The organism is Actinoalloteichus spitiensis RMV-1378 (assembly GCF_000239155.1).
In the GTDB taxonomy this organism is placed as follows: domain Bacteria; phylum Actinomycetota; class Actinomycetes; order Mycobacteriales; family Pseudonocardiaceae; genus Actinoalloteichus_B; species Actinoalloteichus_B spitiensis.
This window is the reverse complement of sequence record NZ_AGVX02000038.1, coordinates 1-13369: the sequence shown is the minus strand read 5'-3', so window position 1 is coordinate 13369 and position 13369 is coordinate 1. Positions and strand designations below refer to the sequence as shown.

The 13369-nt window shown below is 73.8% G+C and carries 10 protein-coding genes; 5 read left to right on the top strand and 5 right to left on the bottom strand.

From position 1 onward, the window contains the following. From ACTIDRAF_RS26790 to ACTIDRAF_RS0202050, 4 genes are all read right to left on the bottom strand, one after another. A partial coding sequence (locus ACTIDRAF_RS26790; protein WP_016697043.1) for a polysaccharide deacetylase family protein occupies positions 1-1100 on the bottom strand: 1100 nt, incomplete at its 3' end. A 286-nt stretch (positions 1101-1386) separates the two neighbouring features. Next, positions 1387-2358 carry a 5-oxoprolinase/urea amidolyase family protein gene (locus tag ACTIDRAF_RS0202060; RefSeq protein WP_016697042.1) on the bottom strand — a complete coding sequence of 324 codons (972 nt, stop codon included), beginning with the start codon at positions 2356-2358 and terminating at the stop codon, positions 1387-1389. Then, positions 2355-2957: a 5-oxoprolinase subunit B family protein gene (locus ACTIDRAF_RS0202055; protein WP_016697041.1), complete on the bottom strand. Its 603-nt coding sequence runs from the start codon at positions 2955-2957 to the stop codon at positions 2355-2357. Before ACTIDRAF_RS0202055 ends, ACTIDRAF_RS0202060 begins: the two co-directional genes overlap by 4 nt. 372 nt (positions 2958-3329) lie before the next feature. Further along, the gene (locus ACTIDRAF_RS0202050; RefSeq protein ID WP_016697040.1) at positions 3330-4079 is read right to left on the bottom strand and encodes a LamB/YcsF family protein; all 750 of its coding nucleotides are present in this window, start codon (positions 4077-4079) and stop codon (positions 3330-3332) included. 371 nt (positions 4080-4450) lie between these two features. On the opposite strand from ACTIDRAF_RS0202050, the gene ctaD reads away from it, so the two are divergent. The 5 genes from ctaD to ACTIDRAF_RS0202025 all read left to right on the top strand — a co-directional run bounded on the left by ctaD (position 4451) and on the right by ACTIDRAF_RS0202025 (position 10865). After that, positions 4451-6229 carry an aa3-type cytochrome oxidase subunit I gene (gene ctaD, locus ACTIDRAF_RS0202045; RefSeq protein WP_052168668.1) on the top strand — a complete coding sequence of 593 codons (1779 nt, stop codon included), beginning with the start codon at positions 4451-4453 and terminating at the stop codon, positions 6227-6229. Positions 6230-6434: 205 nt separating this feature from the next. Next, a complete protein-coding gene (serB, locus tag ACTIDRAF_RS0202040) occupies positions 6435-7640 on the top strand; it encodes a phosphoserine phosphatase SerB (RefSeq protein ID WP_039785370.1) in 1206 nt (401 codons plus the stop codon). A gap of 79 nt (positions 7641-7719) precedes the next feature. Then, entirely contained in the window at positions 7720-8493 is a 774-nt protein-coding gene (locus ACTIDRAF_RS0202035) for an aminoacyl-tRNA hydrolase (RefSeq protein ID WP_016697037.1), read from the top strand. A gap of 555 nt (positions 8494-9048) precedes the next feature. Continuing rightward, positions 9049-9639: a DUF3558 family protein gene (locus ACTIDRAF_RS0202030; protein WP_016697036.1), complete on the top strand. Its 591-nt coding sequence runs from the start codon at positions 9049-9051 to the stop codon at positions 9637-9639. 200 nt (positions 9640-9839) lie between these two features. Beyond that, positions 9840-10865 (top strand): MsnO8 family LLM class oxidoreductase, encoded by a 1026-nt coding sequence (locus tag ACTIDRAF_RS0202025; RefSeq protein WP_016697035.1) that lies wholly within the window; start codon positions 9840-9842, stop codon positions 10863-10865. Positions 10866-10924: 59 nt separating this feature from the next. On the opposite strand, the gene ACTIDRAF_RS0202020 is transcribed toward ACTIDRAF_RS0202025, so the two are convergent. After that, entirely contained in the window at positions 10925-13057 is a 2133-nt protein-coding gene (locus tag ACTIDRAF_RS0202020; RefSeq protein ID WP_016697034.1) for an ATP-dependent DNA helicase, read from the bottom strand. Between the last annotated feature and the right edge of the window lie 312 nt (positions 13058-13369).

The following is a 13369-nucleotide window of genomic DNA, read 5'->3' as shown; positions in this document are numbered from 1 at the left end:
CCGCCCGCCCTCCCGGCCTCGGATCCGGGGGCCACCCCCGACGCTCCGAGGGAGGGTGCGACCAGCGTGCGCCGGTAGGCCGCCAGGGTGTCCCGGTTCTGGAGGTCCAGCCATTCCACGGCCTCGGCGAGGGTGGCGCACACCGTCTCCTCGGCCAGGCACACGTGCGCCAGGTCCTTCCGCAGGTCCGAGACGAACCGCTCGTCGGACCACTGGGCGGCCCGGGTGGTCAGGACCAGGGGAGCCCGGTTGGAGTCCCTGGTCGAGGCGTGCAGGTCCCGGACGTCCACCTGGTCGGGCGCGGCGGAGGCCGTCGCGGTGCCGGGGTCCCGGTGGGGCTCGGTCGGGGTGGTCGCTCCGGTCCGGTCGTGGCCGAGGTCGAGGGCCCGCAACGCCCAACGCCCGTCCTGCCGTGCCGGCCACCGGGGCGCCGTCGCGTGGCTCCAGACGGTGTAGCCGATCCGGTCCCCCGCGTTCGGGGAGGGGAACAGCGCCTCCTCACACCGGGGGAGGGCCCCGGGTGGGGTGGAGGACCGCCCGTCCGGCCCGCCGAGATCCTCGAGCTGGGCCACGGCGCGCCGGATCACCGCCCCCGAGTCGGCGGGATGGCGGGGGCTGCCGCAGTCGCCTCCCCGTACCAACAGGCCCACCTCGTGCCCGCCGTCCAGCGCGCGGATCACCGGGGAGTCGCGGCCCGGCGTGGCCGCACTCCGCCTCGACTCATGGGCGTCGCCGATCGCCGAGGCCGGGAGGAACACCGTGAGACCGGCGCCCGTGGTGGTCGCGAGGTCGGTCATCCGACGCCACTGCCCTGGGGTGGGGGTGCCCTCGACCGCGAGCAGGACGAGCTGGGGGGCGCGTTCGGCGGGAGCGAGCGGTCGCAGCCACCCGGCGTTCCCCGAGCGGAGTGGCTCCGGCTGCCCACCAGGGTCCGCGCCGGGCCGAGCGGCCGGGTCGGCCACGGCTGCCGCCCCCGGCCCGGTGGACGGGGCGCCCGGTCCCCGGGAGACGCCGCCCGTGTCGGTCCACGTGAGGCCGGCTACCAGCCCGAGCACGAAGAACAGGGTGGATCCGACCAGCAACCACCGCCGCCGCGTCATATGTCGTTCGTCTCCTCGGTCCCGGTGTTCGCCGCCCCGCACGGTGGGCACGGCTCCTGCGGATCACGGAGAGATCGGGGATGCCCATCTGGGCGGCCAGCCACCTGATCGGTGGTGAACGACCGGTTTCCGCTGGCGGCGGCGGACGGAACCGGTTATTGGGCGAGAAGCGGGTGCTGGTCCCCGGCGAGCCGGTGCGTTCGACGGGCAGCCGGGACCGCCCAGCTCGACCGCATCCGGACGCGGGGCGGGCTGGGCGGGACGGCCTGGGGGAGGGTGGGCCGGATCACCGGACCGCGCGGAACCGCACGCGCTGGCCGGGCACGCACTGCGCGGCCAGCGGTACGTCCTCGGTGACGACCACCGCGACCACGGGGTAACCACCGGTCACCGGGTGGTCGGCGAGGAACAGCACGGGGCGGCCACCGGAAGGGACCTGGACCGCGCCCGGCACCATGCCCTCGGAGGGCAGCTCGTGATCGTCGGAGCGCCGCAGTTCGGGGCCGGACAGCCGCATGCCGACCCGGTTCGACTCGCCGGTGACCCGGAACTCGTCGCGGGTCAGGTGCGCGAGCGCCTCGGGTGGGAACCAGTCGTCGCGCGGCCCCAGCCGCACCCGGAGGACCACCAGGTCCTCCGGCGAGGGCAGCCACCGAACCGGGGCGACGACGTCAACCGGCCACGCGCCGACGGCCGTTCCCACCGGCAGCACCTGCCCCGCCGACACGGGGGGCGGACCCAGTCCGGAGAGCAGGTCCGTGGAGCGGGAGCCGAGCACCGGCTCGACGGCCACCCCTCCCCGCACCGCCAGGTAACCGCGCAGACCGGACACCGGAGCGCCCACGCTGAGCACCTGCCCGGCACGCACCGGAACCGCGCAGTGGATGCCGACGGGCCGGTCGTCCAGCCACATCGGGCCGGACGCCCCGGTCAACGCGACGAGCCCCGCCTGGCGGAACCGCACGGTCAGGCCGCCGAAGGTCAGTTCGAGCGCCGCCGCCGTCCCGGGATTGCCCACCAACCGGTTCGCCAACCCCAGGCTGGGCGCATCGGCGGCACCGGAACGGGGGACGCCCATCGCGGCGTAGCCGGGCCGGCCGAGGTCCTGCACCGTCGTCAACGGGCCGGCCACCAGGACGTCGAGCCCCGCGCTCGGGGTCTCCCCCCGGCGCGCGGCGGGAACACGCGGCACGGGCGCGGGTGCCCGGCCGGTGGTGCCGGTGGCGGGACCCCCACGACCGGGCTCCGCCGCGGTCACGACGCCACCTCCTCGAAACGGACCAGCGTGCCCGGCGTCAGCAGGGCCGGTGGGTCGCGCCGCGCGTCCCACAGGGGAAGCCGGGTGCGGCCGAGCAGCCGCCACCCGCCCGGGGACTCCCGGGGGTAGACGGCGGAGAACTCGTCGGCCACCGCCACCGCCCCGGCCGGCACCCGGAGGCGGGGCGACGGCAGCCGGGGCACCCGCAGCGCGGGGTCGCCACCGACCAGGTAGCCGAAACCGGGGGCGAAGCCGCAGAACGCGACGCGGTAGCGGGCGGCGGTGTGCCTGGCGACGACCTCCGCCCCGCTGAGACCGGTCAGCTCCGCCACCACGTCGAGGTCGGCACCGTCGTACCGGACCGGCACCCGCAGCTCCTCGCCCCCGGCGAACGGGGTCGAGGTCGGCACCTCCACCTCGCCGAGTTCGGCCAGCAGGGACGCGGGGTCGGTGCCCGCGTCGGCGCAGCGCAGCAGCAGGGTGCGCGCCGCCGGGACGCACTCGGTCACCCCGGTGAGCGGGCTGACGGCGAGTGCCCGCCGCAGCCGTTCCACGTCGTCGAGGGAGTCGACTTCGACGAGGAACGCACTGTCGCCCACTGGGCGAGTGGCGCGCACCAGGTCCCGGGCCGTCGACGTGGGGGATGGTCCCATGGCCCCTCCCGTTCGTCCGCGAGGACCGGGACCACGTTCCCGGCTCGGCGTCGTCGCTGGGTGTCCGCCCTCATCGTCCCCCATCCCGCGCTCGCCGTCGCCTCCGCCAGCAGGAGGTCGCCGGTGGGCGGCGAACGTTGTGCCGTGGCACCGCGGAACCCGGTTCCGGGCGTGCCGGGTCACAGGCGCGGGGCGGCGCTTCCGCCCTCGCGGTCCGGGGGCGCTGCCAGTCCGGCACCTGTGGACGGGAACGTCCACGGAGCACCCGGTGGGAACCCTCCTCGGCCGCGAGTCGGGTGCTGGCCCGGCCGTCGCCGGTCAACCGAACGCCTGGACGGCGATCCCGGCGTCCCGCAGGGCCTCCCGGACGCGCACGGCCAGGGCCACGGCGCCGGGGGTGTCACCGTGCACGCACAGCGAGGCGGGCCGCACCGCCACGTCGGTGCCATCCACGGCCCGGACCACGCCCTCGGTGACCATGCGCAGGCTGCGGTGGACGACCTCGTCCGCGTCCCGCACCACCGCACCGGGTTCGCGACGCGGGACCAGCGAGCCGTCCGGGCGGTAGGCGCGGTCGGCGAAGGCCTCGGGGACCGCGCGCAGCCCCGCCTCCTCGGCGAGGCGCAACCACTCCGAGCCGGGAAGCCCCAGCACGGCGAGGCCCGGGTCGTAGTCCAGCACCGCCGTGACCAGCGCCTCCGCCTGCCCGGTGTGGGTCACCACCGCGTTGTACAGGGCACCGTGCGGTTTGACGTAGCGGACGCGGGTTCCGGCGATGCGGGCGAACCCGTCGAGGGCCGCGAGCTGGTACACCACCTCGTCGGCGAGTTCGCGGGGCTCGACGTCGACGAATCGGCGTCCGAAGCCCGCCAGGTCCCGGTAGGAGACCTGCGCGCCGATCGCCACGCCCCGGTCGGCGGCCGCCACGCACACCCGGCGCATCGTGGAGGGATCCCCGGCGTGGAATCCGCACGCGACGTTCGCGCTGCTCACGACGTCCAGCAGCGCGGCGTCGTCGCCGAGGCGCCACACCCCGAAGCCTTCACCGAGGTCGCTGTTGAGATCCACCCGGGGTCGCTCCACGGCCGTTCCCACCCTCCCGTGCCCTACCAGCGGTCCACCCTAGGGGCAGCGGCCGGCCCGGTGCCCCGGCGACGTGACCGGGCGCCGCCCGGCCGGGACCGGCCTCGCCCCGACGGCTACTCCCTGGCATGCGGACGCCCCGGCGGGCTATCCAGGGTGTCCTCCACCCGCCCGAACGGTGACGCCCTCCCGCCACCAGCGGTTCTGACGCCCAACCGGATGGGGATGTCTAGTACGCCTACAGCCCAAGTGAGAGGTGAACGAGGCTCCGGTTTACGATCCGTGGTGTCGTGAGCGCCCGTCAGTGGGTCGCCCGCGCAGGTGAGAAGGGTCTACATGCCAGTGCAGGAGGCACCGTGACGGCCGTCGCTCCACAGCCGATAGCCACGCGCCCGTACAAGGCGCGGAGGGAGCCGAAAGGTTCCGTCCTGCTCCGGATGATGCGCACCACGGATCACAAGCAGCTGGGCATCATGTACCTGGTCACCGCGTTCGGGTTCTTCCTGATCGGCGGTGCGATGGCGATGCTGATGCGCGCCGAGCTGGCGCTGCCCGGGATGCAGTACCTGTCCCAGGAGCAGTACAATCAGCTGTTCACGATGCACGGCACCGTCATGCTGCTGCTGTTCGCGACACCCGTGCTGTTCGGCTTCGCCAACTACCTGATGCCGATCCAGATCGGCTCGCCGGACGTCGCGTTCCCCCGGCTGAACTCGCTGTCCTACTGGCTCTACCTCTTCGGTGGCCTCACCGTGGTCGCGGGTTTCCTCACGCCGGGCGGTGCCGCCGACTTCGGCTGGTTCGCCTACACGCCGCTGTCCAACGCCATCCACTCCCCGGGCCTCGGCGCCGACCTGTGGATCGCGGGTCTGCTGGTCAGCGGTCTGGGCACCATCCTCGGCGCCGTCAACATGATCACGACGATCGTGTGCCTGCGGGCGCCGGGCATGACGATGTTCCGGATGCCGATCTTCACGTGGAACATCCTGGTCACCAGCCTGCTGGTGCTGATGGCGTTCCCGATCCTGACCGCCGCGCTGTTCGGCCTCATGGCGGACCGGCACCTCGGCGCGCACGTCTTCGACCCCGCCAACGGCGGCGTGATCCTGTGGCAGCACCTGTTCTGGTTCTTCGGCCACCCCGAGGTCTACATCGTCGCCCTGCCGTTCTTCGGCATCGTCAGTGAGATCTTCCCGGTCTTCAGCCGCAAGCCGCTGTTCGGCTACAAGGGCCTGGTGTTCGCGACCCTGGGCATCGCGGCGCTGTCGGTGACCGTGTGGGCGCACCACATGTACGCCACCGGCGCGGTGCTGTTGCCGTTCTTCGCCTTCACGACGTTCCTCATCGCGGTACCGACCGGCGTGAAGTTCTTCAACTGGATCGGCACCATGTGGAAGGGCCAGCTCACCTTCGAGTCCCCGATGCTGTTCAGCGTCGGCTTCCTGGTGACCTTCCTCTTCGGTGGTCTGTCCGGCGTGCTGCTGGCCTCCCCGCCGATCGACTTCCACGTGTCGGACAGCTACTTCGTGGTGGCGCACTTCCACTACGTGCTCTACGGCACCATCGTCTTCGCCGTCTTCGCCGGCATCTACTTCTGGTTCCCGAAGATGACCGGCCGGATGATGGACGAGCGGCTGGCGAAGTTCCACTTCTGGACGACGTTCATCGGCTTCCACGGCACCTTCCTGGTGCAGCACTGGCTGGGCAACGAGGGCATGCCCCGCCGTTACGCCGACTACCTGCCGACCGACGGGTTCACCACCCTGAACGTGATCTCGACGATCGCGGCGTTCATCCTCGGTGCCTCCACGCTGCCGTTCATCTGGAACGTCTTCAAGAGCTACCGGTACGGCGAGCGGGTGACCGTGGACGACCCGTGGGGCTACGGGAACTCCCTCGAGTGGGCCACCAGCTGCCCGCCGCCCCGGCACAACTTCACCGAGCTGCCGAGGATCCGCTCCGAGCGGCCCGCCTTCGAGCTGCACTACCCGCACATGGTCGAGCGGATGCGGTTGGAGGCGCACACCGGCGGCAAGCACGGTCGCCACGAGGACGGCCCGGCGGCGCCGTCCGAGCGGACCGCCAACAAGGTGGTCCCACCGGAGGAGCGGGCGGAGGACCCCCGCGAGAAGTGACCCACGGTCCAGCATGCGAGAAGAGCCCCGCGACTCCCGCCACAGGGAGGCGCGGGGCTCTTCTCGTGCACCGGGACGGTGAGTACGGTCGACCCGGACCCGGCCCGACCGGAACGGAAAGCCCCCGCCCGGCCCGGACGGACGGTGGGCGGACGAGAGAACGAGGAGCACCGGAGCAGTGAGCGCAGCCGACACCACCGTGCTGATGACCGTGACGGGACCGGACCGGCCCGGAGTCAGCTCCGTGCTGTTCGCCGCGCTCACCCGGCACGGGGTGGACCTGCTCGACGTGGACCAGGTCGTCATCAGGGGACAGCTCGTCCTCGGGGTGTCGGTGTCCACGCCGCACGACCCCGAGGGGCTCCAGGAGGCCGTCGAGCAGGCGATGGCCTCGGTGGGCATGCGCATCGAGGTGGTGATCGGGGAGGACACCAGCACGGCCACCGGGCCGGACTCCACCCACGTCGTCGTGGTGTTGGGCAGCCCGCTGTCCGCCCGCGCCTTCACCTCCGTCGCCAGGACGCTCGCGGCGCTGGACGTGAACATCGACGCCATCCGGAGGGTGGCCGACTACCCGGTCACCGGCCTGGAGCTGATGGTCAGCGCGGAGGACACCGGCCAGGACACCGACGCCCGGCTGCTGTCCGCGATGACGGAGGTGTCCGCGCGGGTCGGGGTGGACATCGCCGTGGAGCGGACCGGGCTCGCCCGGCGCGCCAAGCGGCTCATCGTCTTCGACGTCGACTCCACGCTCATCCAGGGCGAGGTCATCGAGATGCTCGCCGCGCACGCGGGCCGGGAGGCGGAGGTGCGAGCCGTCACCGAGGCGGCGATGCGGGGCGAACTGGACTTCGCCGAGTCGCTGCACCGCCGGGTCGCCGTGTTGGCCGGATTGCCCGCGACCGTGCTCGACGAGGTCGCCGGGAACCTCGAACTGACACCCGGTGCCCGCACGACCGTCCGGACCCTGAAACGGCTCGGCTACCGCTGCGGAGTGGTGTCCGGGGGGTTCTCCCAGGTGGTGGCGCACCTGGTCGACGACCTCTCCCTGGACTTCAGCATGGCCAACCAGCTCGAGGTCGTCGACGGACGTCTCACCGGGCGAGTGGTGGGTCCCGTCGTCGACCGCGCGGAGAAGGCGGCGGCGCTGCGCCGGTTCGCCGCCGAGTTCGACGTCCCCCTGTCGCAGTGCGTCGCGGTGGGTGACGGCGCCAACGACATCGACATGCTCACGACGGCGGGCCTCGGCGTCGCCTTCAACGCCAAACCGGCCCTGCGGGAGGTGGCGGACACCTCGCTGTCCGCGCCGTTCCTGGACGCCGTGCTGTTCGTGCTGGGCGTCACCAGGGCGGAGATCGAGGCGGCCGACAGCGAGGACGGTGTCCTCAGCCGGGTCCCGCTCCGGCACTGAAGGGGGCCGCCCCACGCCGAGAAGCGGGTGCGGCCCACCGGTGGGCCGGTGACGTGGCGTGTGTTGGCAGGATGGGCGCATGTCCGTCCTCGCACCCCTGGCCGCCCGGTACGCGCACTGGCTCGGCCTGCCGGCCGAGTCGACCGGGGACACCACGGAGGAGGACCCCGAGCAGGTGGTCCTGATGCCGGTGGTGCTGCGCATCGAACGCGCCGAGCCCCCCACGCGCACCGCCCTGCTGGAGGCGGCGGCCTCGGCGGCCCTCGCCGTGACCCTCGACGACCGCGCCGCGCCGGGAGGGGAATGGCACGGGGCGGTCGCCACCTGGGTGGCCGGGCGCATCAGGAAGGTGTCCCGCCGGGCCAGGGGGGCGCACTGGCAGGCGGTGCAGCAGCTTCCGGGGCACACGGTGGAACTCCCCACCGGGTCGGCGAGGGCGCTGCTGCCGAGCCGGGTCGCGGACATGCCCCGAGAGCTGACCCGGCTGCAGATCTCCGGGAGCGAGGTGCCCGTCGACGAACCCGGCCCGCCGGAACCGGGCGTCCCGGTGCTCTGGCTGACACCCGAGGCGACGATGACGGCCGGCAAGGCGGCGGCCCAGGTCGGCCACGCCTCCATGCTGCTGGCCGCCCTGGAGGAACAGGACGCCGGTGGGGCGACCCGCCTGCGGGAGTGGGCGGACCGGGGTTTCCGCTGTGCGGTGCGCCAGGCTGATCCCGTGACCTGGCGGCGGCTGTCGCCGGGCGCCGATCCGGCGTCGGCCTGGCGGGACCGGAAGGTCGTGGCGGTCCGGGATGCCGGGTTCACCGAGATCGCGCCGGGCACGGTCACCGTCATCGCCGAGTGGCGTTGACCGGTCGCCGACCGGCTGGGGGTTGGCTAGGCGCGGCACCCCCCTGGTCGACGGGCCGTGGGCCCCGGGAAACCCGGGTCGGAGGTGCCACCGGGCCGCTGGGGTGATCGTGTCCGAACCCGTGCCGAGGAGAGGGCGGATCGCCGCGCACGTCGAGACGGGTGGAGCTGGTGGCGGTGACGCCGCGACCGGCAGGATGGTGGGCAGCATCGCGCGTTTCAGGGCCGAGCAGCCGCCGGGAGGGTGTCGATCGCCCCGGAGAGCGCCGAACTCATGACCGCCAAGACCGACGCCATCGCGGTCAGGGCGAGAGACCGTCCTCGCCGGTTCCAGACCCTCGAGCAGGATGTCAAACTCGGGTCCAGCCCGGTGGCTCTCCAGATGGCGAAGCAGGACAGGCTGCGCGTCCGGTACCCCGCGGTCGGCCCGGGAGAATCCCGTTCTGTACATCGACAGCTCGCGGGAGCTGGCGGAGGCGGTCCGAGCGAGCGCTCGGCGAGCCGAGCAGGTGGACTCCGAGGTTCGGGAGACCTTCGACTCCACGGAGGTACGGCCGTGAAGCGTTACGTCCGGGGAACCCTCGGCCCGGCCGCCCTGCTCGGCGGTTGCCTCGCCCTGGCCGGGTGTGGCGACGAGCAACCGGGACGGGCGCGGCCAGTGGGTCCTGGTCCGGCGGAGACGGTCTCCGATGCTCCCGCCTCCTCCAGCCCGCCGGCCGCGGACCCCGCTTCCCGTGAACTGGCGTTGGCCAACCCGTGCGAACTCCTCACCGGTGATCAGGGGCTCGATCTGGGGTACGACCCCGCGAGCGCGCGGTACGACGACGTCGGCGTCCCGAACACCTGTGACTACGACACGATGGCGGAGTCCTTCCTCCTCATGTCGATCAACCTCGATCCGGAGAAGGGCGTCACCGATCTGAATCTGACGAACTACCAGGCGACGGAGGCGGGGGTCGGGGCGCTGCGCGCACTGAGGGTGACCGACGAGTCCCTGCCGGGGATCTGCCAGCTCTCGATGGACCTCGGTCCTGGTGCGCACGTCTCGGTGATGATCAACTTCGCGGAGCCGGTGGCGGGGGCCTGCGAGTTGGCGGAGCGGGTGGCGGTCGAGCTGGAGCCCGTCCTCCCCCGAGCCACGTCCTGATCCCGGCGAGCGGCCGCCCCTGGCGCGACCGCTGCCGGGATCGCCGGGGCGGGCGGCGGGGCCGCTGGTGTCCGGCCGGCACCAGCGCACGCCCCGGATCCGGGGAGATCCCGTCCCGAGCCGAGCGCGGCCGACCTCGACGTGACCCAACCGACACCGGCGTCCGGCAGGAATCGGGAGCGCGTCGGGTTGTACCCGGTATGGGGTTCGACACGGTGAGGCTGTCCCTGCTGGACCGCTCCCGCACGCGCACGGGCTCGCCCGACTCGCGGGCGGTGTGGAACACCGTGGAGCGCGCGGGCTGGGCGGAGCGGTTCGGGTACCACCGCTTCTGGGTGGCCGAACACCACGCCGTGCCCGGAGTGGCGGGGGCGAGCCCAGCCGTGCTGGTCGGTGCCGTGGCGGCCCGGACGTCGCGGATCCGGGTGGGTGCCGGCGGGGTGATGCTGCCCAACCACCAGCCGCTGGTGGTGGCCGAGCAGTTCTCCACGCTCTCCGCGTTGTACCCGGGCCGGGTGGACCTCGGTCTTGGACGCTCACTGGGTTTCACGGCACCCGTTCGGCGGGCGTTGCGGCGGGACAGGGACGCCCCCGACACCTTCGCCGACGACGTGGCGGAACTCGCCGGTTACCTGTCCGGAACGGGCGCGGTGACGCTCCGGCCGGCGGCGGACGAACCCGTGCCGCTGTTCGTGCTCACGGGCGGGGGTGGGGCCGGGCTGGCCGCCGAGGCGGGCCTGCCGGTGGTGGTCGCCGGGCCGCTGTTGGACCTCGACCGCGATCCGGGGCGGACGCGTGCGGTCCTGGACGGGTACCGGGAGGCGTTCCGGCCGTCCCCGCGTCAGCCCCGGCCCCACGTCGTGGTGTCCCTGGACGTCATGGTCGCCGACTCGGCGGCGGAGGCCGCCGACCTGCTGCTGCCGGAGGCGTGGGCGATGGCGGCCGCCCGGACGCGGGGCGAGTTCCCACCACTGGAACCGGTGGCCGACGTCCTGGCCCGCGACCTGACCGAGCGTGAACGCCGCTACCTGGAGGAGACCCGCGCCGGGGCGATCCACGGAGACCCGGCCCAGGTCGCGGACCACCTCGACCGGCTGCTGGCGCTGACGGGAGCGGACGAACTGCTCGCCTCGACCAGCACCTACGACCGGGACGCCCTGCGGCGTTCGGACCAGCTGCTCGCGGAGATCTTCGGCAAGCCCCCCGTTGAGGCCCTCCCGGGTTGAGCCCGCCGGACCGGGCGCCGCGCCCCGCACGGGGTGCCGTCCGGTCAGGCCCGGCGGGATCAGCCGTCGGCAGCGCGGCGCAGCCGTTCCAGGGCGCCCCGCACCACCCCCGGATCGGTGGTGGGCCAGAACGGCGGCAGGGAGGCCCGCAGGAAACCCCCGTAGCCGGCCGTCATCAGCCGGGGGTCCAGGACGGCGACCACACCCCGGTCGTGCACGGACCGCAGCAGCCTGCCGGCTCCCTGGGCGAGCAACAGCGCGGCGTGGCTTCCCGCGACGGTGAGGAAGCCGTTCCCGCCCCTGGCGGCCACCGCGCGCTGCCGTGCCGTGGCCAGCGGGTCGTCCGGGCGGGGGAACGGGATGCGGTCCATGACGACGAGTTGCAGGGACGGCCCCGGCACGTCCACCCCCTGCCACAGCGACAGCGTGCCGAACAGGCAGGTGGAGGGGTCCTCGCTGAACTCCCGGACGAGCAGGGGCGTGCTGTCGTCGCCCTGGCACAGCAGTGGGACGTCGACCCGTTCCCGCAGCACCTCGGCGGCCTGCTTCGCCGCCCTGGTGGAGGAGAACAGCCCCAGGGTGCGACCACCGGCCGCGGTGACGAGCTCGGTCAGCTCGTCCAGGTACTCCGCTGGCAGCCCGTCCCTGCCTGGCTTGGGGAGGTGCCTGGCGACGTAGAGGATGCCGCTGCGGGGGTGGTCGAAGGGCGACCCGACGTCGAGGCCGCTCCACGCCGGGCCATCCGACCGGGGCGCCTCCTGCTCGGTGGCCGCCCCGGCCACCGCGGCCGCCGGTCGCGGGCCGGCGGGCAGCCCCCACTGCCGGCCGAGGGTGTCGAAGGAGCCCCCCAGGGTCAGGGTCGCGGAGGTCAGGACCACCGTGCGGGGGCCGAACAGCTTCTCCCGCAGCAGCCCGCCCACCCCGATCGGAGCGACCCGCAGCGCGGGCGGGGTGGCCGGCCCGTCGCCCCAGGGGCGGGTCAGCCAGACCACGTCCCGCCGTTCGGCGAGTTCGGGTTCGAAGGCGTCCAGCAGCCGCACGGCCGTCTCGTGGAGCTCGTCGAGGCCGGACACCGCCATCTTCCTGGCGGCGCTGGCCTCGGCGTCCTCCCGGCGGTCCGGCCCGAACGCGGACAGGCAGGCGTGCGCCGCGTCGCGGACGGCCGCGACCGCCCCGCCCAGCGCGGGCGGCAGCGCCAACAGCTCGCCGGGGGAGAGGTCCTCGAAGGTGAGGGCCAACCCGTCACCGGCCTCGGCCAGTCGATCCGCGATGTCCTCGGGGATCAGCCGGCCGCACCGCCGGACGGCGGTGGCGATCTCGGCCGCCGTCAGTTGCACGGTGGCCACGGAGGTGACCCGGTCCACCAGGTCGTGCGCCTCGTCGACGATCACGACCTCGTGTTCGGGGAGGACGGGGGCGTCGCCCATCGCGTCGATCGCCAGCAGCGCGTGGTTGGTCACGACGATGTCCGCCCGGGATGCCTCGGCGCGGGCCCGTTCGGCGAAGCAGTCCGATCCGACCGGGCACTTCGACATGCCCAGGCACTCCTTGGCGGTCACCGACACCTGGCGCCACGCCTGCTCGGGGACGCCGGGGACCAGTTCGTCGCGGTCTCCGGTCTCGGTGTCCGAGGACCACTCGTGGAGCCGGCGGACCTGCCTGCTCAGCGCCGACAGTTCGAAGGCGTCGAAGAGCGCGGTGCCCTCCGGCTCGTCCGGGACGTCGCCGTGCACCCGGTTCAGGCACAGGTAGTTCCGCCGCCCCTTGAGGATCGCGACGGTGGGTTCCCTGCCCAGCAGCGGAGCGAGCGCCTTCGCCAGCCGGGGCAGGTCGCGGTCCACCAGCTGCCGCTGCAGGGCGATGGTGGCGGTGGACACCACCACGGTCGTCGAGTGCTCCACGGCGTGGCGGAGCGCGGGCACGAGGTAGGCGAGCGACTTGCCCGTCCCGGTGCCCGCCTGCACGGCCAGGTGCTCCCCGGTGTCGACGGCCCGCGCGACAGCCTGGGCCATCCGCTGTTGCCCCGGGCGGGGCGCACCGCCCAGCGCGGCCACGGCCGCCGCGAGCAGCTCGTCGACGGCGGGAAGCGCGCCGTCCTCGGCGGCCCCGGGCGCGGGTTCCCGTTCCGGGTCGTCGAGGGTGGCGGTGCCGGCCTCCCCGGCCGAGGTCATGCTGGCGGGCGTGTCGGACACAGCCGGAGACGCTACCCGGTGGTGCCGTCAGCCCGGTCGGAGTGTCCCCGAACCCCGCCGTCCGCCGCGTCCCACCGCGCGGACCGCGAACCGGGCCGGCGCGCTCGCACGGTGCGGGGTGTGGCAGTGCCGGGTGGGGCCGTGGTCGAGCGCCTGGTCTGGGCGAGCGCCGGCGGTGCGGGGATATCGGCCTGCCCCGATGCCGGGGAGACGCGCGTTCCCCGCCCTCGCGGCGGGCCGGGATCGGTCGTGCGCCGGTGCAGGGTCGAGCGGGCGGGATCGGGCGGGTCGACCCGGTGGAGGCGGCAGCCT

Bases quoted from the DNA above. Each gene is read 5' to 3' on its own strand.
- serB (WP_039785370.1), top strand. From the start codon at position 6,435: ATGACCGTGACGGGACCGGACCGGCCCGGAGTCAGCTCCGTGCTGTTC.
- ACTIDRAF_RS0202025 (WP_016697035.1), top strand. From the start codon at position 9,840: ATGGGGTTCGACACGGTGAGGCTGTCCCTGCTGGACCGCTCCCGCACG.
- ACTIDRAF_RS0202035 (WP_016697037.1), top strand. From the start codon at position 7,720: ATGTCCGTCCTCGCACCCCTGGCCGCCCGGTACGCGCACTGGCTCGGC.